The 25,716-nt window shown below is 31.4% G+C and carries 22 protein-coding genes; 13 read left to right on the top strand and 9 right to left on the bottom strand.

Annotation, left to right across the window (positions count from 1 at the left end; genetic code table 11):
• Positions 1-97: 97 nt before the first annotated feature.
• Positions 98-2,599 (top strand): DUF5686 and carboxypeptidase-like regulatory domain-containing protein, encoded by a 2,502-nt coding sequence (locus Q0935_RS07755; RefSeq protein ID WP_299250930.1) that lies wholly within the window; start codon positions 98-100, stop codon positions 2,597-2,599.
• An 88-nt stretch (positions 2,600-2,687) separates the two neighbouring features.
• Complete coding sequence (locus Q0935_RS07750) at positions 2,688-3,293, top strand: porin family protein (protein ID WP_299384172.1); 606 nt, start codon at positions 2,688-2,690, stop codon at positions 3,291-3,293.
• A 126-nt stretch (positions 3,294-3,419) separates the two neighbouring features.
• On the opposite strand, the gene pruA is transcribed toward Q0935_RS07750, so the two are convergent.
• Positions 3,420-5,048, bottom strand: coding sequence for an L-glutamate gamma-semialdehyde dehydrogenase (gene pruA / locus Q0935_RS07745; protein ID WP_299384169.1), 1,629 nt, complete (start codon positions 5,046-5,048; stop codon positions 3,420-3,422).
• Between the two features lie 132 nt (positions 5,049-5,180).
• Between pruA and Q0935_RS07740 the strand changes: the two genes are divergently transcribed.
• Positions 5,181-5,906, top strand: coding sequence for an NRDE family protein (locus Q0935_RS07740; protein ID WP_299384165.1), 726 nt, complete (start codon positions 5,181-5,183; stop codon positions 5,904-5,906).
• Positions 5,899-6,906, top strand: coding sequence for a DUF6695 family protein (locus Q0935_RS07735; protein ID WP_299384162.1), 1,008 nt, complete (start codon positions 5,899-5,901; stop codon positions 6,904-6,906). Before Q0935_RS07740 ends, Q0935_RS07735 begins: the two co-directional genes overlap by 8 nt.
• On the opposite strand, the gene apaG is transcribed toward Q0935_RS07735, so the two are convergent.
• Positions 6,903-7,289 carry a Co2+/Mg2+ efflux protein ApaG gene (gene apaG / locus Q0935_RS07730; protein WP_299250950.1) on the bottom strand — a complete coding sequence of 129 codons (387 nt, stop codon included), beginning with the start codon at positions 7,287-7,289 and terminating at the stop codon, positions 6,903-6,905. The two genes, Q0935_RS07735 and apaG, sit on opposite strands and share 4 nt — an antisense overlap.
• 97 nt (positions 7,290-7,386) lie before the next feature.
• Positions 7,387-8,637, bottom strand: a complete 1,251-nt coding sequence (locus Q0935_RS07725; protein ID WP_299384160.1) for a type IX secretion system plug protein domain-containing protein — start codon at positions 8,635-8,637, stop codon at positions 7,387-7,389.
• A gap of 192 nt (positions 8,638-8,829) precedes the next feature.
• On the opposite strand from Q0935_RS07725, the gene Q0935_RS07720 reads away from it, so the two are divergent.
• The 9 genes from Q0935_RS07720 (at position 8,830) to Q0935_RS07680 (ending at position 17,439) form a co-directional block, all read left to right on the top strand.
• Complete coding sequence (locus Q0935_RS07720; RefSeq protein WP_299384158.1) at positions 8,830-10,185, top strand: Na(+)-translocating NADH-quinone reductase subunit A; 1,356 nt, start codon at positions 8,830-8,832, stop codon at positions 10,183-10,185.
• Positions 10,185-11,426: an NADH:ubiquinone reductase (Na(+)-transporting) subunit B gene (locus Q0935_RS07715; protein ID WP_299384155.1), complete on the top strand. Its 1,242-nt coding sequence runs from the start codon at positions 10,185-10,187 to the stop codon at positions 11,424-11,426. Before Q0935_RS07720 ends, Q0935_RS07715 begins: the two co-directional genes overlap by 1 nt.
• Before the next feature lie 2 nt (positions 11,427-11,428).
• Complete coding sequence (locus tag Q0935_RS07710; RefSeq protein ID WP_299384153.1) at positions 11,429-12,175, top strand: Na(+)-translocating NADH-quinone reductase subunit C; 747 nt, start codon at positions 11,429-11,431, stop codon at positions 12,173-12,175.
• A gap of 1 nt (position 12,176) precedes the next feature.
• A complete protein-coding gene (locus tag Q0935_RS07705; protein WP_299250960.1) occupies positions 12,177-12,821 on the top strand; it encodes an NADH:ubiquinone reductase (Na(+)-transporting) subunit D in 645 nt (214 codons plus the stop codon).
• Positions 12,822-12,857: 36 nt separating this feature from the next.
• Positions 12,858-13,592: an NADH:ubiquinone reductase (Na(+)-transporting) subunit E gene (gene nqrE / locus Q0935_RS07700; protein WP_299384149.1), complete on the top strand. Its 735-nt coding sequence runs from the start codon at positions 12,858-12,860 to the stop codon at positions 13,590-13,592.
• 1 nt (position 13,593) lies between these two features.
• Positions 13,594-14,907, top strand: coding sequence for an NADH:ubiquinone reductase (Na(+)-transporting) subunit F (gene nqrF / locus Q0935_RS07695; RefSeq protein WP_299384146.1), 1,314 nt, complete (start codon positions 13,594-13,596; stop codon positions 14,905-14,907).
• Positions 14,908-15,024: 117 nt separating this feature from the next.
• Entirely contained in the window at positions 15,025-15,894 is an 870-nt protein-coding gene (locus tag Q0935_RS07690; RefSeq protein WP_299384142.1) for a DUF4846 domain-containing protein, read from the top strand.
• A 127-nt stretch (positions 15,895-16,021) separates the two neighbouring features.
• Complete coding sequence (locus Q0935_RS07685; RefSeq protein WP_299250967.1) at positions 16,022-16,399, top strand: Na(+)-translocating NADH-quinone reductase subunit F; 378 nt, start codon at positions 16,022-16,024, stop codon at positions 16,397-16,399.
• 62 nt (positions 16,400-16,461) lie between these two features.
• On the top strand, positions 16,462-17,439 hold the full coding sequence (locus Q0935_RS07680) for an FAD:protein FMN transferase (RefSeq protein ID WP_299384139.1): 978 nt from the start codon (positions 16,462-16,464) through the stop codon (positions 17,437-17,439).
• 81 nt (positions 17,440-17,520) lie between these two features.
• Here the strand turns inward: Q0935_RS07680 and Q0935_RS07675 are convergent, their stop codons facing one another.
• From Q0935_RS07675 to Q0935_RS07650, 6 genes are all read right to left on the bottom strand, one after another.
• Positions 17,521-18,810 (bottom strand): HlyD family efflux transporter periplasmic adaptor subunit, encoded by a 1,290-nt coding sequence (locus tag Q0935_RS07675; RefSeq protein WP_299384137.1) that lies wholly within the window; start codon positions 18,808-18,810, stop codon positions 17,521-17,523.
• 69 nt (positions 18,811-18,879) lie between these two features.
• Entirely contained in the window at positions 18,880-21,072 is a 2,193-nt protein-coding gene (locus Q0935_RS07670; protein WP_299384132.1) for a peptidase domain-containing ABC transporter, read from the bottom strand.
• A gap of 19 nt (positions 21,073-21,091) precedes the next feature.
• Positions 21,092-21,262, bottom strand: coding sequence for a hypothetical protein (locus Q0935_RS07665; protein WP_299384130.1), 171 nt, complete (start codon positions 21,260-21,262; stop codon positions 21,092-21,094).
• 129 nt (positions 21,263-21,391) lie between these two features.
• Positions 21,392-21,547, bottom strand: coding sequence for a hypothetical protein (locus Q0935_RS07660; RefSeq protein ID WP_299384129.1), 156 nt, complete (start codon positions 21,545-21,547; stop codon positions 21,392-21,394).
• A gap of 124 nt (positions 21,548-21,671) precedes the next feature.
• Entirely contained in the window at positions 21,672-23,288 is a 1,617-nt protein-coding gene (locus Q0935_RS07655) for a vitamin K epoxide reductase family protein (RefSeq protein ID WP_299384125.1), read from the bottom strand.
• A 51-nt stretch (positions 23,289-23,339) separates the two neighbouring features.
• A complete protein-coding gene (locus Q0935_RS07650) occupies positions 23,340-25,694 on the bottom strand; it encodes a CHAT domain-containing protein (protein ID WP_299384654.1) in 2,355 nt (784 codons plus the stop codon).
• Between the last annotated feature and the right edge of the window lie 22 nt (positions 25,695-25,716).

Genomic DNA, 25,716 nt, shown 5'->3' with positions numbered 1-25,716 from the left:
CTATACTTATAAAACATATGTTTCTATAATTCGTTCATATAGATGTGTTTGTAAGAATACTAGATGCTACTATTAAAAAAATAATAAAAAGGAACACATGAAATTGAAATTTTTATTCTTGCTATTATGCTTTGTAAGTCTTACTGCTTTAGCGCAAACTAAAGTTAGTGGGCATGTTTATGATGATACTAATTCTCCAGTTCCTTATGTTAATATTTATTTTGAAGGCACAAGCATTGGTACAATTACAGACGAAAACGGAACCTATTATTTAGAAGCCGATGATACACAGGAATCTATTGTGTATTCTTTTATTGGTTTCCAAACACAAACAGTAAAACTAACCAAAAAAGTTAATTATAAGTTTGATGTTACTTTGCAAGAAGATGCTGCAACGTTACAAGAGGTCGTACTTGTTTCAGGTAAGCAACCTAAAAAAAATAATCCTGCAATAGATATTTTGCGTAAAATTTGGGCTAACAAAAGAAGTAACGGATTAAAACAATACAAGCAATACCAATACGATAAATACGAAAAAGTAGAGTTCGATTTAAATACAATTGATAGTGCGACTATAAAAAGTAAGTTATTTCGCGGTATGGAATTTGTTTTCGAGCAAGTAGATACTTCTAAGGTTACCGGTAAAACATATTTACCAATGTTTATTAATGAGTCTTCGGCAGAGGTTTATGGAGATAATATTATAAATGAAAAGCGCGAGATTTTAAAGGGAAATAAAAATTCTGGATTTAGTAATAATCAAATTATTATAGACTTTGTGGACGATTTATATAGCGACTACGATGTGTACGATAATTATTTAAAATTCTTCGATAAGAGTTTTACTAGTCCTATTTCTAGAACAGGAATACAAACTTATAACTATGTTTTAGCCGATAGTTCTTTTATAGATAATAAATGGTGTTATAATATTATTTACTATCCAAGACGTAAAAACGAATTGACCTTTAAAGGTGATTTTTGGGTAGCAGATACCACGTTTGCTATTAAAAACATTAATATGCAAGCGTCTAAAAGTGCAAATATTAACTGGGTAAAAGAAATATATATAGAGCAAGAGTTTGATGTTTTAAACGATTCTACTTTCCTTATTAAGCGCGATTATTTTATGTCTGATTTTGCTTTTAATAAAAAGGAAAAATCTCAAGGTATTTATGGTAAACGTACAACCTTGTATGATAACTATAAGTTTGATGAGAAGAAAGAGCCTAAATTCTATAAAGAGAAAATTTATAGTTTTGATGAAGATTTATACAATCAAGATGAAGCCTTTTGGGATAAAAACAGAATGGAGTCTTTAAGCAAAGATGAAAAAGGTGTTTATGTAATGCTCGATTCTTTAAAGAATACCAAAAAGTTTAAAAGACTATATAATTTAGGAAGCATATTGGCTTCAGGCTACATTGAGTTCGATGAGTTAAATTTGGATTACGGACCAATTTTTTCAACTTTTGGGTATAATGAAGTTGAAGGTGTTAGGTTACGTGGAGGAGGAAGAACGTATTTTGGACAGAACGATTTATGGCGTTTAGAAGGGTTTTTAGCTTATGGGTTTAGAGATGATAAATTTAAATACGGTATTTCAGGAAAATGGTTAATGGATAAAAAAAGCCGATTGATTATTTCTGGTGGGAATAGAAGGGATGTAGAGCAAATAGGAGCGAATTTAACGAGCTCTACAGATGTTTTAGGAAGAAGTTTAGCATCATCATCTGTTGTTGGAACTGGGACTAACGATAAGTTAACTAATGTTAATCTAACTACTGTTGCAATAGAGGCAGAGCCACTTCGAAATTTTGTAACACGCTTAAGCGGAACTTATAAAACGTTAGAATCTGCTTCATCAACTTTTAGTTTAGATTATTATACTGATGCTACCCAAACAGAAACAGAATCTGAAATTAAACAATACGAATCAGCTTTATCTCTGTCTTATTTTCCAAAAAGAGAAATGACAGGATTTGGTGTAGAGCGAAGAAATAAAAACGATGACTTTGCAAGACTTTTTGCGCAAGTTACAGTTGGAGATCCAAGTTTATTTAATAGTGATTTCGATTATAAAAAATTACAATTTTCTTACTACCAACCATGGGCTTTAGGTGGTTTTGGTCGTCTAACTACAAGTATAGAGGTTGGTAAAACGTATGGAGATATTCCATTAGGATTAATGAGTGTAGTGCCTGGTAATCAAAGTTACTTTTCTATTTACAATACATTCTCTAATTTAGACTTTTACGAGTTTGTAACAGACGAATATGCAACACTACATGTAGAGCATAATTTTAACGGCCGATTATTTTCAAGAATTCCGCTTCTTAAAAAATACAACCTTAGAGCAATTATTGGTTTTAGAGGTGTTATGGGTAACGTATCTCAAGATAATAGAAATATAAATGCTTCAGGACTTACTTATGTTGCTCCAAATAAGGAAGCGTATTACGAGTATAGCGTTGGTGTAGGAAATATTTTTAAAGTCTTTAGAATAGACTTTAATTTTAGAGGTAATTATCTAGATCCAGTGCTTAATCCAGAAGCTAGAAAGTTTGGTGTTACTGGAAGTTTTGGATTCTATTTTTAAATTAAATAAACTAAAAGTAAGTTTTTTCCGTATATAAATTTAACTGCTACCATTTGGTGGCAGTTTTTTTAATCAAAAATGTATAAAAATGAAAAAACAAATAATTGTATTAGCGGCTTTTCTTATGGCTTCTATAGCATTAAATGCTCAAGTAAGTAATACAGAATCATCAACAGAAAGTAAATCTAGTTTTGGTCTTAAAGGAGGTTATAATTTAGCTTCTGTAAAGTTTGATAGAGACTCAGAAACAGGACAACGTCATGGTTTTAATGTTGGTTTTTATGGAGAATCTTTTGTAGGTAATGCAGTAGCTTTGCAAATTGAGTTTCAGTATTCGCAACAAGGTTATGAAATTAAAAATGACAATTCAACATTTACTCAAAAGGTAAATTATATAAATATGCCATTGTCGATTAATTTGTATCCTACTAAAAATTTCTTTTTACAAGTAGGAGGACAAGTAGGTTTGGCTATCTCTCATAAAGAAGAATTTGATAGTAGTTTTAATTTGTTTGATGTCTCTCAGGAGTTTGATCCTAATAAATTCGATTATGGAGCAAACGTTGGAGCTGGTTTTAAAACTGATTCAGGTGTAAGACTGTCAGCAAGATATCATTTTGGTTTAGGAGATATTTACGACGATGGAAAACCAAGAAATAGAGTATTACAATTTACTTTAGGGTTCGATTTGTAATAAGGATAAAAAACTTCAATTGGAGCCTTTTTTTATTTCATCTTTCATAACATAATATTAAAAGTCTAAAACTAAAAAAACCCAAAGCGTTTGCTTTGGGTTTTTTTCATAAATAAACAGAAGTTACTATTCTCCTAAGAAAGGATATCTGTAATCTGTTGGTGTTACAAATGTTTCTTTAATCATTCTAGGTGATACCCAACGTTGTAAGTTTAATATACTTCCAGCCTTGTCATTAGTTCCAGAACCTCTAGCACCTCCAAAAGGTTGTTGTCCTACAACAGCACCAGTTGGCTTATCGTTAATATAGAAGTTACCTGCACAGTTTTGTAATGCTTTAGTTGCTTCTACTACAGCATATCTATCTTGTGCTAAAATAGCACCAGTTAATGCATAGTCACTAGTTTCGTCTACTATTTTTAATGTTTTAGAATAATCTTCGTCTTCAAAAACATAAATAGTCATTACTGGTCCAAATAACTCTTCACACATTGTTGTGTATTTTGGGTCGTTTGTTACAATAACCGTAGGCTCAATAAAGTAACCTTTACTTTTATCATGACCACCACCAACAATAATTTCGGCGTTTTCATCAGCTTTTGCTTGATCGATATATTTTGCTAATTTATCAAAAGAACCTTCGTGAATTACTGCAGTGATAAAGTTTTCCATATCGGCAGGAGAGCCCATTTTAAAAGATTTTACATCTCTTACTAATTGTTCTTTAACATCTTTCCAGATGCTTTTAGAAACGTAAGCACGAGAAGCAGCACTACATTTTTGTCCTTGAAACTCAAAAGAGCCACGTGCAATAGCTGTTGCTACTTGTGCAGGATTGGCTGTTTTATGGGCAACAATAAAATCTTTACCACCAGTTTCTCCAACAATTTTTGGATATGTTTTGTAGTTATGGATATTGTTTCCAATTTGTTTCCAAAGCTCTTTAAATATATAAGTAGAACCTGTAAAGTGTAATCCAGAAAAATCTGGGCTTGCTAATACAGTTTCAGTAATCATTACTGGATCACCAAAAACAACATTTATTACGCCTGGAGGTACACCAGCTTCTTCAAAAACATCCATAATTACTTTTGCAGAATATATTTGAGAATCACTAGGTTTCCAAACTACAACATTACCCATCATTGCCATACAAGCAGGAAGGTTTCCAGCAATAGCTGTAAAGTTAAATGGTGTTACAGCATATACAAAACCTTCAAGAGGTCTGTATTCTATGCGGTTCCAAGCGCCACTTGTGCTTTCTGGTTGTTCATGGTACATTTCTGTCATGAACTGTACATTAAAACGTAAGAAATCTATAAATTCACATGCAGCATCAATTTCTGCTTGGTGTATTGTTTTAGATTGTGCCATCATTGTTGCAGCATTAATTCTAGCTCTATATGGACCAGCAATTAATTCTGCAGCTTTTAAAAATATTCCAGCTCTATGTTCCCAAGGCATTTCTGCCCAGTTTGTTCTTGCTTCTAAAGCTGTAGAAATAGCTTCGTCAACGTGAGATTTTTCAGATAAATGGTAGTGTCCAACAACATGTTTGTGGTCGTGTGGAGGAGACATTGGTTTAGTGTTTCCAGTCTTTACATCCTTTCCATTAATATACATTGGCACATCTAAAGTGCTGTTGTACATTTCTTTGTAAGCTTTAGAAATAGCTTCACGATACTCGCAACCAGGAGCATAAGCTCTTACAGGTTCGTTTACTGCGATTGGTACGTTAAAAAATCCTTTTCCCATTTTATATTAAGTTTTAGTTGTCAAATTTATAGAGCAAAGTTACAAAATTTTTAAGCATTTCTTTCTGGAGTAAATGCCAAAGAAATCTTATTTTTTTGTAAGTTGCCGTTCTATTTTTGGACTATTAACTTTATGTGTACAGTAAGTATTTTTTACAAAGGAAATAATGATTTTGTGTTAACCTCGAATAGAGATGAAGCACCAAATAGAAAAGCTTTGTCTCCAGATTTTTATACTATTAATAATACAGATTTATTAATGCCTAAAGATGAGCAGTCTGGCGGGAGTTGGATTGGAGCAAGTGATAAAAACAGAATAATTTGTTTATTAAATGGTGGTTTTACACTTCATGAAAGAAAACCAATATACAGACAAAGTAGAGGTGTTGTGGTTACAGATTTGTTAACCGCTAAGGATATTGAAGCAACTGTAGAGTCTTATAATTTTAATGATATAGAGCCATTTACTATTGTAATTGCCGACTGGAATACCGATTTAAAATTCTATGAATTGGTTTGGGATTCTAAGCAAAAACACTTTCAGCAATTGCCATTAGAGACTAAAATATGGTCGTCTTCTACTTTATATACTGAAGAAAATAAACAAGCAAGACGCGATTGGTTTGATACTTTTAAATCTGAAAAAGAACTGTCTTCAAGATCGCTTTTAGAGTTTCATAAAACAGCAGGTAAAGATAATAAAGACTTTGGTGTTGTTATGGATCGTGGTGTTGTAAAAACAACAAGTATTACTCAAATTGAAAAAACAAATGCTACTTTAGAAATGCGTTTTTTAAATTTGAATACTTCAGAAAAAACGAATAAAATGTTTAATCTTGTTGAAACAGTAGATGAATAATCAAGACGAAAACACAGGTATAATATTAACACTAGCCTATCCTGATACTATTGTTTCTCATGCCGAAGAATGGTACTCTCCTTATTTAAGATACCTTGGAGTAGGAAGCAAAACTAGCGTTCGTGCTGGACATGCGGCTTTGGTATTAATAAATAAAGCAACCGGAGTTTTGGAGTATCACGATTTTGGACGTTATATAACATCAGAGCCTAATGGTCGTGTTCGTGGTGTTCATACTGATAACGAATTACATATTCCGATTAAAGCAGAAATAAAAGAGGACGAGATTCTAAATCTAGACGCTATTTTAAAATTCCTAGCTACAAATCCAAAATTAACACATGGAGATGGCAGGTTGGTAGCTTCTGTATGTAATGCTATAAATTATAAAAAAGCTAGAACTCATATTACTAGTATGCAAGAACGAGGGTTTATATATTACGCTGCTTTTAAAAAAGAAGCTTGTAATTGTGCGCGTTTTGTAACTGATGCTTTAATTGAATCGCTAACAAATATAAAAGCAAAAAAAGCTTTAGAGAGTTCTAAATGGTTTACACCAAGTACTGTTGGTAATGTTTTATTGGCGAATACTAGTGCTTATCCTTTTGAGGTTTCAGATCAAGGTGAGATAGTAGAATATAAAGGTTCTCAAAAAAGTGAAAATTTAAAATGTTTTTTAGACAGGTTAAAAGATTATACACCTAACAAAGTTGGGACGCTTATTCCTAAAGAGGTTGATGGGTTGCATGAAAATGCACAGTGGCTTTCTGGGATTGCTGCAGGTGCTTGGTATGAAATTCATAAAACAGAAATGCTAAATGAATATCGTTATAAACGTATTTCTCCTCATGGAAATGTAGATTGCGATGCAATATATATTACTGAAGATTCAAGTTTTAATTATGAAGACGATTACCAAATTGTTCATTATTCAAACTGTCATTTCTTTCATTTAGAACAGAATGATAAAGTTATTAGGTTTAATAGAAAAGAAGCTTAATTAATAGCAAAAGGAGCGCTTAGTTTAAAAGAAGGAATAGCAACATCAAACTTTTTAGTTGTTGTAAAGTTTACCATACTGTAATGACCTCGCATTGCTCCAAAAGGAGAGGTTAGTAAGCATCCTGAAGTATAGGTGTGAGATTCGCCAGGCTTTAATACTGGTTTTTTTCCAATAACGCCTTCTCCGGAAACGGTCTCGACATTATTTAGCGCATCAAGAATTATCCAATGCCTTGCATTGAGTTGCACAGAGTCTTTGCTCTGGTTTTCTATAGTAACCTTGTATCCAAAGGCGTAGTGTATTTTATAGTTTTTATAAAATGTGCCTTCAAAATTGGTTATTACCGAAATTTTTATGCCTCTTGTTACTTGTTGAACCATTTTTCTTTTTAATCTACTGAGCTAAAGTACTAATATAACATTAATTATCCCAATAACAGCAGTCAATTGCAAGTGATTATTAACTATCTATTAACGTTTAGTTCGTAATATTAACCGAATTACCTTCTCCTAAACCAATTATTCTATCGTATCTAGCGCCTAAATCTCTATAGTAAACTAGTACTTTGTAGCTGTTTTCGGTTTGATGAAAATTACCACTTATAGCATTTTCGTCTATACTACCATCCTTATTTTTAATAACGTATTTATAGCTGTAAAAACCTTGTTTTAAAAGTAGTTTGCCTTCGTAGGTACTACCTTCTTCGTTATAAGTTAATTGAGTTGTTTCGTCTACAGCGTAATTGTTAAAATTACCGTAAACATGTACGGTTTGCCCTTTTTGTAATTTGTTTAATTCTAACATAAAATGAACTTGAGCGTAGTCTGCTTCTGTAGTTGGGTTAGTGGTGTCTAACGCAGTAATTAAAAAATTTCCATTAATATCTGGATTGTACGTGTAAGCTCTATTTGCTCGCATAACATCTTTGTATAGGTAGCTATTATATAGGTCTTTTAGTTCTATAAATTGAACACCGGTATTAGCACCTCTTAAATCTTTGTTCTCAAAATAACGGTATTCGTTTCCGGCATAAAAACTAGTTCCTTTTACATAGCGATATTGTAATTCGTTACCTAAAATGTATTGCGGTTTAATATTTTTAATAGCGGTTCTTAAATTGTTATTTTGAATTATTACTGTTTTTACAGTTTCTAATGGGTTGTTGAATCTTAAGGTTGAAGAACTAATTGCAATATCAACAGTGTGTTTTTCTTTTATATCTGAAACATCTCGAGAGCGCTTAATGGCCACGCCAACTGAAGCAATATCTTCGTAAACCATAAATTTTCTTGTAAACTCTATATCATCATCTTCGTTGTAAACTGTAATAAGATAGTTGCCAGATTTTGTTATTGCACGCGTTTGCTCGTTTGGTATGGTTAGGGTAAAGTGAGAGTAAATTTGATAGGTGTTAAAAGAGTTGTTCCAGGTCCTAATGCGTTGCTCGTTAAAACCTTGTAAGTATTCAGATTGTACTAAGACCGAAGGTGTCCAATCGTAATTATAATGTTTAATCTCGTAATAGTAATCGTCTTCATTACCGTTTAAAACATCAAATTCTAAAACTAAATATTCGCCAATTTTTAAAATAGGCAGTTGACTTTCGGGCGTGTCTCCTTTAAAGGTTATAGTTTTTATTTCTTCGGTAGGATTTATTTCTTCCACTTGACTGAAAACAGAAGTTGAAATGAATAAAAAAAATAAAAAATATTTAATGTTTAGTGTCATTAATAAGGGTTTTCTTAGTGTAAAGATAAACAAAATCTATGCCTAATTTTAAAGCTTTATTTAGAATAATTATAAATAAGTTATCTGTGTGTGTAATAAGAAAGAGTTTTTATTATTAATTCGTATTTTTGCACCGATTTTTGACCATCAAAAAATCAGTTAGCTAAACTATTAACAAATAGATTTATACATATGTCAAACGACATTAAGATTAAAAAAGGTCTAGATATAAAACTTAAAGGAGCTGCAGAAAAGGCAATTGAAAATGCCATAATAAGCAACACTTGTACAGTTAGACCAGAAGACTTTCACAGTGTAATTCCAAAACTAACGGTAAAAGTTGGAGAAAAAGTAAAGGCTGGACAGGCTTTGTTTTTCAATAAAACCAACGAAAACGTAAAATTTGCTTCACCAGTTTCTGGAGAAGTTGTTGAAATTGCTCGTGGTGAAAAACGAAAAATTCTTTCAGTAAAAATTCAAGCAGACAAAGAGCAATCTTTTGAAGATTTTGGAGCTTTAAACGTAGACTCAGCAAAAGCTGAAGATATTAAAGCGAAATTATTAGCTTCAGGTTGTTGGGCATTTGTAAAACAACGTCCTTACGATGTTATTGCAAATCCAGAAGTTGCTCCAAAAGCAATTTTTGTTTCTGGTTATGCAAGTGCGCCTTTAGCTGCAGATTTAGACTATACGTTAGCTGGTAAAGAAGCAGAGTTGCAAGCAGCAGTTTCAGCTTTAGCTAAGTTAACAAAAGGTCAAGTACATGTAGGAGTTAATAAAAAAGGAAATTCGCCATTGGCAGGATTGTCTAATGTTAGCATTCATAACGTGTCTGGACCACATCCAGCAGGAAATGTAGGGACACTTATAAATAAAATAGATCCAGTTAACAAAGGCGAATCAGTTTGGACTGTTGCCGCTCAAGACTTGGTTATTATTGGTGAGTTATTATTAACTGGTAAGTTTAATGCAGAGCGTTTAGTAGCTTTAGCAGGATCATCAGTTAAAAAACCACGTTATTTTAGAACTAAAATAGGAAGCGAAATCGCAACTATGGTTTACGATAATGGTGTAGATAAAGATGGAAACGACAGAATTATTTCTGGAAACGTTTTATCTGGAAAGCAAGTAAAACCAGATGGTGCTTTAGATTATTACAGTAATGTAATATCTGTAATTCCAGAAGGTGATGATTACGAATTTTTTGGATGGAATAAGCCAATCTTTAATAAAGTATCTACTTCTAGAGCATTAACTTTTTCTTGGTTAACACCTAAAAAGGAATTTGCTTTAAATACAAATACAAACGGAGAACATAGAAACTTTGTAACAACAGGAACTTACGAAGCAGTTTTTCCTTTAGATATTTTTCCAATGCAGATTCTAAAAGCTTGTATGTATCAAGATTTAGATGAAATGGAAGCTTTAGGAATGTACGAAGTTGCACCAGAAGATTTCGCCTTAACAGAATTTGTTTGTGTGTCTAAGCAACCACATCAAGAAATAATTAGAAAAGGTTTAGACTTAATGCTTAAAGAAATAGGATAATGGGTTTAAAAAGTAATTTACATAATTTAAAAGAAAAGTATAAAGGAACTAAAATGGCTCCTGCATTTAATGCAATCCATACCTTTTTATACTTGCCAAATGAGACGACGCATAACGGAACTCATATTAAGGCTGCCGATGATTTAAAGCGTACCATGAACATAGTTATTATGGCTATGATACCATGTTTAATCTTCGGAATGTTTAACGCAGGTTATCAACATTATTCTGCAATAGATGCTTTAGCAGGTGTTGCAAGAGAGGTTTCTTTATTTGGAAACTTTTTAACTTGGGATAATTTTGTTATTGGAGCATGGCAAGTATTGCCATTAGTAATTGTTTCTTATGGTGTTGGTTTATTAGTAGAATTTATTTTTGCTGTAATAAAAGGACATGAAGTAGAAGAGGGTTACTTAGTAACAGGAATGTTAGTGCCATTAATTGTACCAATCGATATTCCATTATGGATGTTAGCAGTTGCAGTTATTTTTGGTGTAGTAATAGGAAAAGAAGTGTTTGGTGGCACAGGAATGAATATTCTTAATCCAGCATTAACAATACGTGCCTTTTTATTCTTCGCATATCCAACTTGGATGTCTGGAGATAAAGTATGGGTACATGGAGCAGATCCTAGAGTTCAAGATCTTGCCGTTGGAGCAACACCAGATGCATTATCTGGAGAAACTATTTTAGGTGGTTTAGCACAAAACAATTCTAGTATGTTAGATTCAGCAGGAGATATATGGAATGCCTTTTTTGGTTTTATTCCTGGTTCTGTTGGAGAAACATCAACGTTATTAATAATATTAGGAGGTTTATTTTTAGTGTTTGCTAAAGTAGGAAGCTGGAGAATAATGTTATCATCTGTTGCAGGTGCTATTGTTATGGGATTAATATTTAACGGTATTGTTTCTGCAGAATGGGTTACAGAATCTAGTAAGTTTTACGGCTTAATGAGTACAGATTTCTGGATGCATTTATTAATTGGTGGTTTTGCTTTTGGTACAGTGTACATGGCAACAGATCCTGTTACTGCATCTCAAACAAACAAAGGGAAAGTAGTTTATGGATTCTTAATTGGTATACTTTCAATTATGATTCGTGTATTCAATCCAGCATATCCAGAAGGAGTAATGTTAGCCATTTTATTAATGAATGTCTTTGCTCCAACTATCGACCACTATGTGGTACAAGGAAATGTAAAGCGTAGAATGAAACGTTTAAAAGTTAAAACAGCATAATTATGGCAGTTAATACAGATAAAAACTCATACACTATAATCTTTGCAGTTGCAATGGTTGTAATAGTAGGTTCATTATTAGCCTTTACAGCTTCGTCTTTAAAGCCTAATATTGAAGAGAATAAAAGAATGGAAAAGCAGCAGAATATTCTGTATGCTATGGGAGTTAATGATAACGAAAGCACTGGAGATATTGCATTTGTTTCTACAGATAAAGTAGCAGACGAGTTTTCAACTTACATTAAACAACAATTAGTAATAGAAAATGGTGTTTCTAAAGAAGATAGCCAAGCTTACTTAATCGATATTAAGAAAGAGCAGGCTAAAGCTAAAAATGGAGGAACAAGACGTTTGCCTTTATTTATTGGAGAGAAAGATGGTCAAACATTTTATATCGTTCCAATTAGAGGAAAAGGACTTTGGGATGCTATTTGGGGATTTGTAGCTTTAGATAAAGACATGGTTGTTAAAGGCGCGTTTTTCGATCACGCTGGTGAAACTCCTGGTTTAGGAGCTAACATTAAACAACGTTACTTTATGGATGATTTTAATGGTGAAAAACTATTAAATGATGCAGGTGTTTTTAAAGGTATTACAGTTGCAAAAGGAAACAATGATCCAGTTAACAAGATAAAAGATGATAACGAAGTTGATGCTCTAGCAGGAGCAACAATTACAGGAGATGGTGTATCTGCAATGATAAAAAAAGATTTAAAATTGTATTTACCTTACTTTAAAAACTTAAAATAATATGGGACTACTTTCAAAAAAAGACGCAAAGTTAATCACAGATCCATTAGCAGATAATAACCCAATTACTATTCAAGTATTAGGTATTTGTTCTGCATTAGCAATTACAGCAGAGCTTAAAGCTTCGTTAGTAATGGGAATAGCTGTATTGTTTGTATTAAGTGTAGGTAATGTAGTAATCTCTTTAATGAGAAACATCATTCCTTCAAAAATTAGAATTATTGTTCAATTAATAGTAGTTGCAGCTTTAGTAATTATTGTAGATCAAGTACTAAAAGCTTTTGCTTACGATTTAAGTAAAACACTTTCTGTATTTATTGGATTAATTATTACCAACTGTATTATTATGGGACGTTTTGAAGCTTTTGCTTTAGCAAACAAACCATGGCAATCATTTTTAGATGGTATTGGTAATGCTTTAGGATATGCAGTTATTTTAGTAATTGTTGGTTTCTTTAGAGAACTTTTAGGTTCTGGTACACTTTTCGGAATTCCTGTTTTAGGAGATCCTATCGAAATGACTGGAGTTTATGCTTTAGGTTACGAAAACAATGGTTTTATGTTAATGCCTCCAATGGCTTTAATAATTGTTGGTTTAATTATCTGGGTACAGCGTAGTAGAAATAAAGATTTAATAGAAGACTAACACGAAGTGTTATTCTGAATTTTAAAGAATAAAAAAATGATAGAACATTTAGAATTATTTTTCAAGTCAATTTTTGTTGACAATATGGTGTTTGCGGTTTTCTTAGGTATGTGTTCATACTTAGCCGTTTCTAAAAAAGTTGCAACAGCAGTTGGACTTGGAGCAGCCGTAATATTTGTATTAGCGATCACGGTACCATTAAACTGGTTATTAGATCAATATTTACTACAACCAGGAGCATTAGCTTGGGCAGATGGAAGTGCAAACGGAGAAGGTTTCTCTGGGATGGATTTAGGTTTCCTTTCTTTCATTATGTTTATTGCAACCATTGCAACAATGGTACAATTAGTAGAGATAGTGGTAGAGAAATTCTCACCATCATTATATAATTCACTTGGTATTTTCTTACCATTAATTGCAGTAAACTGTGCCATTTTAGGTGGTTCATTATTTATGCAGTCTCGTGAAATTGAAACGTTTGGTTTAGCAGTAAACTACGGAGTATCTTCTGGAATAGGATGGTTTTTAGCAATTCTTGCAATTGCAGCTATTCGTGAAAAAATTAGATATTCTAACGTGCCTGCACCTTTAAGAGGATTAGGAATTACATTTATCATTACTGGTTTAATGGGAATAGGTTTCTTAAGCTTTGGTGGTATGTTAACAGGTGGTGAAGACGAAGCAGCTTCTCCAGAGCCAACAGCACAAGTAGAACAAACACAAACTGAAGACGCTAAGGAATTAGCTGAAAACACTAAAATAGCAGAATAGTATGATTTTAGCAGCAGGAACAGGAGCAACAGTAATAACAACAGTAGTAGCGTTTTTAATTATCGCTCTAATACTAATTAGTTTATTATTATTTGTAAAGCAAAAACTATCACCATCAGGTCCAGTAAAGATCTTAATTAATGGTGAACGTGAAATAGAAGTAGCATCTGGAGATACATTACTATCTACTTTAGGTAGTAATAAAATTTTCTTACCATCAGCATGTGGTGGAGGTGGAACATGTATTCAGTGCGAATGTCACGTATTATCTGGAGGTGGTGAAGCATTACCTACAGAAACACCTCACTTTTCTAGAAAAGAATTAGCTCATGGAGCACGTTTATCTTGCCAAGTTAAAGTAAAGGCAGATATGGAAATTACAATTCCAGAAGAGGTTTTCGGAATTAAAAAATGGGAAGCAACAGTAGTTTCAAACTATAATGTAGCAACCTTTATTAAAGAATTTGTAGTAGAAATCCCTGAGGACATGAACTACAAAGCAGGAGGATATATTCAAATTGAAATACCTAACTGTGAAATTAAATATTCAGAAATGGATGTTACGGCTCACCCAGAAGATCATCCAGGTGAACCAAATAAATTTGAAGCAGATTGGGACAAGTTTGGTTTAAGACCATTAGTTATGAAAAATGACGAATTGGTAGAACGTGCTTACTCTATGGCTTCTTATCCTGCAGAGGGAAGAAAGATTATGCTTAATGTACGTGTAGCAACACCTCCTTTCGATCGCGCTAAAGGCGGATGGATGGATGTAAATCCTGGTGTAGCTTCTTCTTATATTTTCAACCAAAAAGTAGGAGATAAAGTAACTATCTCTGGACCTTACGGTGAATTCTTTATTAATGAGTCTGATGCCGAAATGTTATATGTAGGTGGTGGAGCAGGTATGGCACCAATGCGTTCTCATTTATACGAATTGTTTAGAACATTAAAAACAGGAAGAAAAGTAACATATTGGTATGGTGGACGTTCTAAAGCAGAATTATTCTACATCCATTACTTTAGAGCTTTAGAAAAAGATTTTCCAAATTTTAAATTCTTTATTGCATTATCAGATCCTACTGAAGCAGATAACTGGCAACTTAAAAAGGATGTCGAAGATCCTAATGGAGATGGATTCACTGGGTTTATACACCAAGTAGTAATCGATCAATATCTATCTAAGCACGAAGCACCAGAAGATATAGAATTATATTTCTGTGGACCACCATTAATGAACCAAGCAGTTCAGAAAATGGGTGAAGATTTTGGTCTTGACGATGAAAATATCCGTTTTGATGATTTTGGAGGATAGATTGCTAAAAGTCATTTAGTTTTAAATGTCATTGAGTGAGAAACAAAGAATCTCAAAAAGAGTTAGAAATAATAAAAACCCAATACGAAAGTATTGGGTTTTTACGTTGGTGTTAATATGAAGAAAATACTACTTGTTCTTATATTACTGATTGTTTTTGGTTTAGCATTTCAATTTAAACCGATAAAGGAAACTGTTAACTATGTTTCTAAGTCTGTTGTTTCTAAAACAAGCCTCATTTCTAAAGACAATTTAACTATAAGTTCTAGAGTTAAAATACCTATAGGTTATAAACGTATAGTGTACCCAAAAGGATCATTTCAGGAGTATTTACGTAATTATAGTTTAAAGCCATTTGGTAGTAAAATTATTAATTACGATAATAGCGTGTACTATTGGCAACAAGGCCATATAGGTATATTAGATATCCCTGTACCTAAAAACGGATTGCAGCAATGTGCAGACGCTTTAATTAGAATAAGAAGTGAATACCTTTGGGATTCTAATAGAAAGAGTGAGATAGGCTTTAATTTCACCTCAGGACATTATTGTTCATGGACTAAATATGCTCAAGGTTATAGGCCTATTATTAAAGGCAATAAAGTAACGTTTAGCAAATCGGCTTCAGCAAATGCTTCAAAAGAGAATTTCTATAAATATCTTAATCTTATTTATATGTATTCTGGCACTTTGTCTTTGTCTCAAGAGCTAAAGGGAGTCAATTCTGTAAAAGACTTAGAAGTTGGAGATATGCTTATAAAAGGCGGAAGTCCTGGACATATTGTTATGCTGGGTGATGCCGTTATAAACGAAAAAGGAGAAAAGCTATTTTTAATATTTCAAGGTAATACTCCAGCACAAAGTGTACATTTAGTTAAAAATCTAGAAGACAGTGAAATTTCACCTTGGTACAATTTAAAAATGAAGGCTGTAATTCCAGTATCTAACTACACGTTTTACTCTTCTAAATTTGCTAGGTTTAAATAACTTATGTGATTCCTCACTTGAATCAGAATCCACTTTCTATTGATAATGCTTTATTGTATTTTTGTTTTTAATTAATGAGATTATCGCTAGAGTTTATCTTTAGTGCAGTTGAAAGACGGAAATAAATATGAGTAAAGCTTTAACACCACAAGAACTTCACAATTTGGCTATGAATCATGTAGGTAAAGACCTAGAGAAACGTGGCTTCGAATTTATTGCTATAAATAGTAAACTAAAAAGACATCCGCAATTTGTTTGTATGGACGCCAATAAGCAACACTTTTTTGTAATTGTTAAAGCAGTATTATTGCCAGATAATGCTAATAATTACGATGTGGTTTGGATGGAGTCTTTTAAGGAACATGCTAGAGAGCATAATGCAAAAGTATTATATGCAGGAGTTGGTTTAGGAAATCCGAATGGAGAGTCTTTACCAGTATTTTTAAACGAAGAGTACTTAATTGAGTACAATGGTATTCAAGTATTAGAAACAAATTTAAACTAATAGGTCATTATGAGGACGAAGGATGTGTCAATCTCATAAAAATAAATGGATTTAATGTAAATATGAAAAAAGTTATAATTCTACTGTTTGTGCTTTCAATTTTTTCTTGTGAGCAAGAACTTAAAAACAAGAAAGTTTCAGGTCCCGTTTTTGGAACATTTTACGAGGTTACTTTTGCTTCGCAAAGTATTGAGAACTATCAAAAACAGTTTGATAGTTTGTTTTTTATAATGAATAAATCGATGTCTAATTATCAATCAGATTCAGATATTTCTAAGTTGAATAGAAATGAAGCTGTTAACGTTGATGCCCATTTTATTAAAGTTTTTAATGCTTCAAAAAAGCTATATCGAGAAACAGAAGGTGTTTTCGATCCTACAATAGGTAAGTTGGTTAATGCATGGGATTTTGGTTCGGAGAAGCCTAAAGCAAAAATAGATAGTATAAAAATTGACAGCTTAAAACGTTATGTTGGTTTTAATAGAATTGGATTAGTAGGTAATACTATAAAAAAAGTAGATGGTGCGTTTTTAGATTTTAATGCTATTGCCAAAGGCTATGCTGTGGACGTAATTGGAGCGTTTTTAGAGTCTAAAGCTATTGAAAATTACATGGTAAATATTGGTGGAGAATTAAGAACAAAAGGAATAAATATAGATAAGCACAGTCCTTGGACTGTAGGTGTTGAAAATCCTAATTTCGATGATACCCAAAGTACTAACATTGTTTTAGGTCTTAAGGATAAAGCAATGGCAACTTCTGGAACTTATAGAAAATTTAAGCTAGACGCTAACGGAAATCGTTATGCGCACATTATTAATACTAAAACAGGCTTTCCAAGTAAAACAAGTATTTTAAGTGTTTCTATAATTGCAGATACTTGTATGTTAGCAGATGGTTATGCTACTGCTATACAAGCTATGGGAATTGAAGATGCTAAAGACTTTCTCTTTAGACACCCAGAATTAAAAGCTTATATTATTTTTGAAAATGAAGCTCAAGAGTTTGAAGTATTAAACTTAAATGGTTTTATAGAATAATAAAATTAGTAGAAGAGTATCTTAAATTTAAAAAGCCTTTCCATAAATTATGAAAAGGCTTTTTTGGTTATTGATTAATTGCTATTTAAAAATATCTTTTATTTGAGAGAAGAAACGTTCTACAAGGCGTAAATCCTCAGTGATGATTTCTGCACTTCCTCTCATTTCTTGTTTAAATTCTATTGATTTTTTATAAGATGTAATTAAGTCTTTAGGTAATTCTGCAAGAATAAGGTAAAAACCTTCCTCATCAGGAACTAATGTTATGTGACTTACTTTGGCTTGTAAGGCCCCAAATTCTGCTTCAGGATAATTTTCTAATTTAATATTAACGCTTTGTCCTATTTTTAATTTCCCAGAATTGGTAGCTGGTGTTTTAAGTTTTGCTATAAAAGTTGAACTTTCAATAGGTATGATAGAGAAAATTAAATCGCCTAGATTTACGGTTTCGTTAGCTCTCCAATAATTTGAAAATGCTACTTTTCCATCAATATTAGATTTTAAAACATATTGTGTCTCCCAATCTTTAATAGCATTTTTAAGTTGGTTGAAAGACTGAATAACGCTTTTTAATTGCATCATTTCTTCTTTAGTTTTATTAATTTCTATGCCTTTAGAAGATTTGTTAGCATTACCAATAGATTCTCTTATTTGAGAGATTGAAGATTCAAAGCTTTTTAAGTTTTGTTCTCCTTGAAGAAACTCTACTTGCTTATTTTCATATTCTAAGCGAGCAATGGTTCCGTTTTCAAATAAAGTTTTATATCTATTTAATTTTTTTTTCTTTAGCGCTAATTGAGATTGATTTAAATCCAATTGATCTTTAGAGCTTTTAAGTCGTCTATGTAATTCTGATATAGAGTTTTTATTTGCTAATGCTTCATAGGAAAACGGTTGTAAGTCTTTGTTTAAATTATATTGAATGTAGTTGTTTTCAAATAATGCATATTGTGTATCAATGTCACCTAAAAATAAAACAGGTAATTGATCTATTGGAAAAGTAAAGGATTTAGTATTCACTTTTATAGTATCAATAATGGCTTTTAACGTATAAACGTCTTTATAGTTTGATGTGTTTTCTATAATAGCTAAAGGCGTGTTTTTAGTTGTTATGTCATTGTCTTTCACTAAAATAGTTTCTAATTTCCCTGTACTTTGTGCAATTAACTTTTCTGATGGCATTTTTGTGGTCAATAATGCTTCAGTAGTTATTACATCTGGATACTTTATAAGCCAACTTAAGCTAAAAAACAATACTATTAAGCCTAAAAACAATAGGTTACCATAACGTATCATCCAATGTGGTACATAAGATAATATATCTTGTACTTGCTCGCTACGTAATTCTATTTCTTCTAATTTTTTTGACATATTTATTGAGATTCTTCGCTATGCTCTGAATGACAAGTGAGTGTCTTCTTAAGCACAGTCGAAAGGTCTTTAGTTTCCGAGTTCTAATTGGTTTTTAACCAAATTATAATAGTTGCCTTTTTTAGCTACTAACTCTTTATGATTTCCTATTTCTGTTATTTTTCCGTTATCTAAAACAACAATTTGATGTGCGTTTTTTACTGTGCTTAATCTGTGAGCAATAACTACTACAGTTTTGTCTTCAAAGAAAGTGTCTAAATTTTCCATTATTACTTTTTCATTATTCGCATCTAAAGCAGAAGTTGCTTCATCAAAAAACAGGTAGTCTGGGTTTTTATAGACCGCTCTAGCAATAAATAAACGTTGTTTTTGTCCTGTACTTAAACCAGTGCCTTCGGCTCCAATTTTTGTATTGTAGGCTAGAGGTAGTGACTCAATATAGTCTCTTATATTTGCAACATCAATTGCATGTGCTAATCTTTTTTTATCGATAGTGCCTTCACCTATCGCTATATTGTTTGCAATAGTGTCATTAAAAATATAACCTTCTTGCATCACCACACCATAATGATCTCTCCAAGATTTTTGAGAGATGTTTTGTAGTGACGATTTGTTTAACAATATTTCTCCATCGTTAGGTTTATAATAGCCTAACAGTAATTTCATTAATGTTGTTTTTCCACTTCCACTTGTACCTACTATAGCAGTAGTTTTGTTTGCAGGAATAGTTAAGTTTAAATCTTTTAAAACTTCAATATCTGATCCTGTATATTTAAATGTTAAGTCTTTAATAGCAATTTTTCCGCTTTTTGGAATATCTTTTATTTTATTCTGTGGATCAATTTCTTCATTTTCCATATTATGGATTTCACTTAAGCGATCTAAGGATATTTTGGCATCTTGTAATTCTCTTACAAAACCTATAAGTTGCATAACCGGAGAATTTAATTGTCCAACGATGTAAGATATAGCTAACATCATACCTAAAGTAATGTCTCCATCTATAACCAGTTTTGCAGATAAAATAGTAATAAATATGTTTTTAAGTTCGTTTATAAAAGAAGAGCCAACACTTTGTGTTTGTTCTAGTGCTAAACTTTTTATAGATACTTTAAACAATCTTGCTTGTGTGTGTTCCCAAGCCCAACGTTTTTGTTTTTCGGCATTATGTAGCTTAATATCCTGCATGCCATTTATAAGCTCGATAACTGTACTTTGTTCTTGACTCATTGCAGAGAAACGCTTGTAATCTAATGTAGCTCGCTTTTTTAGAAAAATTTTAATCCATAAAAAATATAAGAGACTACCAATTACAAAAATGATAAATATTTGAAGGCTATAGTAACACAGTACAAAACTGAAGACTATAAAGTTTACCATAGAAAACAAGACGTTTAGTGATGAGGTTGTTAATATTTGTTCAATACGTTTGTGGTCGTGAATACGTTGCATTAAATCTCCTGTCATTTTTATATCAAAATAGGAGATAGGAAGTAGCATTAATTTAATAAAGAAATCTGAAATTAATGAGATGTTTATTCTGGTGCTAACGTGTAGTAAAATCCAGCTTCTAATAATTTCTATTCCTGTTCTACCAATAAATAAAGCGATTTGTGCAAATAAAATAAGGTAGATAAAGTTGAGGTCACTATTTTCTATACCTACATCTACAACACTTTGGGTTAAAAACGGTACTACTAATTGTAATAAACTTGCTGCTAGTAAGCCAATGCAAAGCTGTATAATAAAGCTTTTGTATTTGTATAAGTATTTAGAAAGATACGTGAAGTTGAATTTTTGCTCTTCGTCTTCAGCAAATTCATTATTATAAAATTTAGGTGTTGGGTCTAGTAGTAATGCAATACCTTCTAGTGTTTTTTCTGTAGCATTATTACCAATCCAGAATTTTAAAAATTCTTGTTTAGTATAACTTATTAAGCCATGTCCAGGATCTGAAATGTAATAGATGTTCTTTTTTATTTTATAAAGCACCACATAATGATCCTTATTCCAATGTAGAATACAAGGTAGTGGTGCTTTTTGTAACTCTTCTAAAGTTAATTTAACTCCTAAACTTCTAAAACCAACAGTTTCTGCTGCATCACTTAAATTAAGTAAACTGCTACCTTCTCTGGTAGTTTCGCTAATATTTCTAAGCTGATTTACGGAGAGTGTTTTACCATAATGTTTAGCTATAATTTTTAAACATGTTGGTCCACAATCTTTAGATTCTGCCTGTTTGTATGTTGGGAAGTTTTTCAAAATTTTACTTTAAAATAAATTAATTATCAAAACAGTCCCAACCGCCTGTTCTACATGCTTCTACGTGCATTCCGATTGGGCAATTAATATTCGAAAATGCAGAGCAAGTGCTATGCGGCGGTCTTCCTCCATTTACAGTTTGTTGCTCCGCTTTAGATAAAGGTTTTCCTAAGTTTTGTAAATTTTTCATAATAAAAATATTTAATAAATTATATTAGTTGTTAACATTAAAGACACTCACAGTTTGTGTCTAAATTTAAAAACCTCAACATATAGTCTTTAGACTGTACTTGTTTATCTGTTGGGTGTTTTTTAATGATTAGATTTGGCCTACAAATTCACATTTACCAGTTGTACGGTCACACACCCATCCTCTATCACATTTTTGGCACCCAAGTAATGGTGGAGTTCCACCATTAATAGTTTTTTGTTCTGATTTAGATAAAGCTTTTCCTAAGTTTTGTAAATTTTTCATAATTAAAAATATTTATAAATTAAATTTGCTGTGAACATTAAAGACACTCACAGTTTGTGTCTATTCTTCGCGAGAGAAATATTGTTCAAAACGCAAAACCCTTTTCATTAAGGGTTTTGCTGTTTTATAGTGTTTTTTGTAATTGCGTTGCCTGCTCATTTGTAGCGCAAAACTCATTTAAATTTTCAATAAAAAAGGCTAAATCAGTTCTGTTATAGGCTTGTGGAAATGATTTTCCGTTTACTAATATTTCTGGTGTAAAGTTGATATTGTTATCTAAACACCAAGTGTATTCTGCTTCAAGGATGTTTTTGTACATGTCTGCATTGTCAGATTTTTTCCATGTAGCCAGCCAAGATGTTGCATCTGCATTATTGTAAATGTCATGCATAGCTTCTAAGCATTTTAGTTCCCCTTCTGTATGAAATAACTCTAGCAATCTGCTAGAAACTAATACACCATCGCTTTCTGCATTACTGGTGTTTATATTAAAGCGTATAGTGACATTGATTTCATTATGGTGTGTTTTTAAAATAGATGTAACCAAACTGTGCACGCTTTTGCAATGTCCGCAAAAAGGATTCGTAATTACTGTAATATTTAATGGCGCATTTTTGTTGCCAAATATTATTTCCGAAGTTTCAGAAATGGGTGTATTTATTGTTTCTTGTTTTTGCAGTAGCGTATTGAATAATTCAAAGTTTCGTTTAAACTTTGTAGATTCTATTTTTAGAGTATTTAATTCTTGTTGTTGTTTTAGTTTAGAACTAATAAATAACCAAATGGAGGTGATAGTAATAAAAGAGAAGCCAATTAGTAAAACAGATTGAAAGCTTAGACTGGTGATAGTAGCACCTGTGATAAAGAAAACAGTAGCTTGTAATACTAAAATGGAAGCAATACCCAAACATAAAGCACACCAGTTTTTAGAGATTTTCAATTGATAATAAATGGAATATGCAACTATAGGTGAAGCAGATAAACTTATAAAGTATAGTATATTTAATGATGTGTTTGTGATGTTTAATAATAGACAAGAAATACTAATGGCTATAAAATAAATAAGGCTTACATCGCTTAGTTTTATGTTTTTGTAAAGTGTAGCTCCTTTGGAGTTTAAAACCGCATTACAATTAGTTATTTTGCTTTCTTGAGAGCAAATACTTTCTACTATTTTGGAGCTTAATCCTAAATCATGCTGAATGATCAAAAAGCTTATTCCAGCACCTATTAATGATAAAATAAAATAAATGGAGGTGCTTAAGCTTGGGTTTGAAATGAAAAATAATAGAGTGAATAATGCTAGTGAAATAGCAACTAATGGTTTTTGAATGTTGCTCGTGTTTTCTTGGCCTGTAGTTTTTGTTTCGTCCTTTTCAACAGCAGCTATAATTCCTGTAAACTGCTCTAAAAATGCTGCTTCAGAAATAGTTTCGTTTTCTTTATTATTATATATGGTTTTATAGTTTTTTCCTTTTTTTACTACTAAAGCAAAATCGGTAACCTCATTACGTTTAATTTGTGCTATAAAACTAGGAGGTAGTTGTTCTAGAGTTTCTTTATCTACTGGAACTCTAATAGCCGTATTTTCAATATCAAAATGACTTAATACTCCTGTTATTGCATGTAAACTAGGATATGAAGGATGGCTTTGGATTTGAAAATCTAATTCTTCTCCATCAATTTTGATTTTGTTTTTTTGAAGAAGCGATTGTACTAAAAAGGATAAAGAGTCTTTCAAAATAATTAAGAATTAGTTGTTTTCTTAATTGTTCTAGAAGTTTAAGATTTGTTACCCACGATTTTTGTTTTTTTTAAAAATAAAAAATAGAATCAATAATATTATTGTACTTAAAACTGTGTAAAAGAGTAGATTGCTTTCAAATTTAATTACAGAGTCATCACCAATTAAAATTAAAGAAGACCAGTAATAAGGAGATGCTTCACTTAAACTATGTGTATTTAAGTAATCTAGTTTTGCTTGTCTTAACGCTTCGCTTTTTGTTTTTCCTTCTTTTATGTATTTATAAAATGAAGTTGTAATCTCTTGTGTAGATTTATCGTTTACATCCCAAAGCGAAGAAATGACACTGTTTGCTCCAGAATAGAAAAAACCTCTTGCTAAACTATATACACCTTCTCCAGATTTAATCTCTCCTAAGGAGCTATTGCATGAGTTTAAGAAAACTAAATCTGCTTGGTTTTTATAAGTGTATAATTCATGAAGTAATAGTTTGTTGTTTTTAAAGCCAATCCAAGGATTGTTTAATTGATTAGAGTGCGTTGCAAGATGTATAATTTTACTAGAGTTACTATTTTTTAGAAAAGACTCTTTTGTTGCTAAATTATTAATATAATTTTTACCACCAATTTCTTTTTTAATATCTACTACCTCTTTTTTTGTTTTAGGTAGAAGACTTAAATTGTCATAACTAAAACTTAGTGGAGCATAACCTACAAAATTTTTTTCAGCCTCTCTTTTAGCCTTAGAATTTTCTATAAGATAAGACATGGAATAAGCGTAATGTATACTATTAGACTCTATTAAATATTTTTTTGATTCACTTTCTGATACTAAAGATTCGAATGGAATATTTTGAAGATCACTGTCTGGGAAAATAACAAGATTGTGATTGTTATTAATAATTGTTTTTATAGTTTTATCTGGAAATAAAGTGTTAAATAAAATAGAAGAATTAATTTGAAAATTTTTCAAATCGCCTTTTTGTTTAAATGGTTTTTTTAAATAAGATTTGTAGGTGTTTACTAATGTATCTACTTTACGTAAACCTTCTATTTTATAAATATAAGTAGTGTCTTTAGTGGTGGCCATGCCAAATAAAGCGTCAAATTGATTTTCTTCTTTATCCCAAATAAAAGAGAGGTAAACAGTTTGTGGCTTTATATGCTTTTTAATTTCTGTTAAAGAATATGTTTTTTTACTCTGTTTTACTTTATAAACTTCTGGGAATTCTTTTTTTAAAGAATCGGTAAAAACAATTAGTTTTAATTGAGTTTTTAAATATAAGTCCTGAATATATTCTTTATTAGAAATTATTTTTAAATTTAATAGAGAATCCTTTTCTTTTTTTAATTTTAATTCCTTTTTAAGTAAGTACTCTGGTAGAGTTTTTTTTAAGTTATTTTCGATTGTATATTCTAGTAAAAGAAGAGATTTGTTTTTTTCTATAAAATAAGAAGCTTTATCACTTAAATTTAAATTAAAACATATTGTTGCACCCAAGTTGTAAAAATAAGATGCTTCTTCTCTCCAATGTAATTTTGAGTCTTTATCAGAAACCTGATTAACTAATTTATCTAATAATTGGTCAGCCAAATTTATAGTTTGAAGACCATAATTTAAATTTTCAATTTTATTAGATTGTTTAGAAAGCTGAATCCAAGAATATGTTTTTTCGTATAAAATTCTAATTACTTTACCATAGTCACTATTGTTGATTTGAGATGTTTTTGGTAAATCACTGTTCTGCTTTAATTCAGATAAAGTGATTTTTTTTAAAGCTTCATTGTAATGTTTTAGTGCTTCTTCAAAATCACCTTGAAGATAGCTACCTATCCCTAGGTTTTTAAATATAGCATAGTTATACTTGCTACCATGCTTTAGGGCTTCTAGATTAAAATCTTTATAAATTTTAAGATTTAATTTAGAGGTTTCAATGCCAGCGTAGTATAAGTTTCCTTTATTAATATATGAAATTTGTATTTTTTCATTGTCTTTAATTAGTAGAGCAGTTTCTAACGCTTTGTTGTAGTTTTTTTTTGAATTTTTAAAGTCATTTAACCTATTGTAAAAAATCCCTATGTTATTATAAATTCTCCATAAATATTGGATGTTTAATTTGTTATTAATAATTATAGACTTTGCTTCGGATAATTCATTAATTGCCATTTTAGAAGAGCCTTCTATGTTGTAATCAATATAAATTTTTGAAATAATTAAATAAGTATCAACTACTTTTTCAGGATTATCTTTAGTTAACTTAATGCTTTTTCTGTACCACAAGATAGCGCTGTTATAGTCTCCTAATTGTAGATAGGATTTAGCTAGAAGAGTAGTGTGTTTGATTTTGCTTTCTTGTGAGATTTGTTTCTCATAACTTAAAAGAGTGGTACATTCCTGAACCACTCTTTTGTAATTATTCTCTTTA

Origin of the sequence: uncultured Lacinutrix sp., from assembly GCF_947500605.1 — a bacterium.
GTDB lineage: Bacteria > Bacteroidota > Bacteroidia > Flavobacteriales > Flavobacteriaceae > Lacinutrix.
This window is presented reverse-complemented; position numbering and strand designations above follow the sequence as displayed.

Excerpts from the sequence above, each read along its gene's own strand:
- nqrF (WP_299384146.1), top strand. The coding sequence starts at position 13,594 with ATGATTTTAGCAGCAGGAACAGGAGCAACAGTAATAACAACAGTAGTA.
- Q0935_RS07720 (WP_299384158.1), top strand. The coding sequence starts at position 8,830 with ATGTCAAACGACATTAAGATTAAAAAAGGTCTAGATATAAAACTTAAA.
- Q0935_RS07735 (WP_299384162.1), top strand. The coding sequence starts at position 5,899 with ATGAATAATCAAGACGAAAACACAGGTATAATATTAACACTAGCCTAT.
- Q0935_RS07675 (WP_299384137.1), bottom strand. The coding sequence starts at position 18,810 with ATGTCAAAAAAATTAGAAGAAATAGAATTACGTAGCGAGCAAGTACAA.
- Q0935_RS07685 (WP_299250967.1), top strand. The coding sequence starts at position 16,022 with ATGAGTAAAGCTTTAACACCACAAGAACTTCACAATTTGGCTATGAAT.
- Q0935_RS07705 (WP_299250960.1), top strand. The coding sequence starts at position 12,177 with ATGGGACTACTTTCAAAAAAAGACGCAAAGTTAATCACAGATCCATTA.
- Q0935_RS07750 (WP_299384172.1), top strand. The coding sequence starts at position 2,688 with ATGAAAAAACAAATAATTGTATTAGCGGCTTTTCTTATGGCTTCTATA.
- Q0935_RS07740 (WP_299384165.1), top strand. The coding sequence starts at position 5,181 with ATGTGTACAGTAAGTATTTTTTACAAAGGAAATAATGATTTTGTGTTA.
- Q0935_RS07755 (WP_299250930.1), top strand. The coding sequence starts at position 98 with ATGAAATTGAAATTTTTATTCTTGCTATTATGCTTTGTAAGTCTTACT.
- Q0935_RS07665 (WP_299384130.1), bottom strand. The coding sequence starts at position 21,262 with ATGAAAAATTTACAAAACTTAGGAAAACCTTTATCTAAAGCGGAGCAA.
- Q0935_RS07710 (WP_299384153.1), top strand. The coding sequence starts at position 11,429 with ATGGCAGTTAATACAGATAAAAACTCATACACTATAATCTTTGCAGTT.
- Q0935_RS07690 (WP_299384142.1), top strand. The coding sequence starts at position 15,025 with ATGAAGAAAATACTACTTGTTCTTATATTACTGATTGTTTTTGGTTTA.
- Q0935_RS07725 (WP_299384160.1), bottom strand. The coding sequence starts at position 8,637 with ATGACACTAAACATTAAATATTTTTTATTTTTTTTATTCATTTCAACT.
- pruA (WP_299384169.1), bottom strand. The coding sequence starts at position 5,048 with ATGGGAAAAGGATTTTTTAACGTACCAATCGCAGTAAACGAACCTGTA.
- Q0935_RS07715 (WP_299384155.1), top strand. The coding sequence starts at position 10,185 with ATGGGTTTAAAAAGTAATTTACATAATTTAAAAGAAAAGTATAAAGGA.
- nqrE (WP_299384149.1), top strand. The coding sequence starts at position 12,858 with ATGATAGAACATTTAGAATTATTTTTCAAGTCAATTTTTGTTGACAAT.
- apaG (WP_299250950.1), bottom strand. The coding sequence starts at position 7,289 with ATGGTTCAACAAGTAACAAGAGGCATAAAAATTTCGGTAATAACCAAT.
- Q0935_RS07660 (WP_299384129.1), bottom strand. The coding sequence starts at position 21,547 with ATGAAAAATTTACAAAACTTAGGAAAAGCTTTATCTAAATCAGAACAA.
- Q0935_RS07680 (WP_299384139.1), top strand. The coding sequence starts at position 16,462 with ATGAAAAAAGTTATAATTCTACTGTTTGTGCTTTCAATTTTTTCTTGT.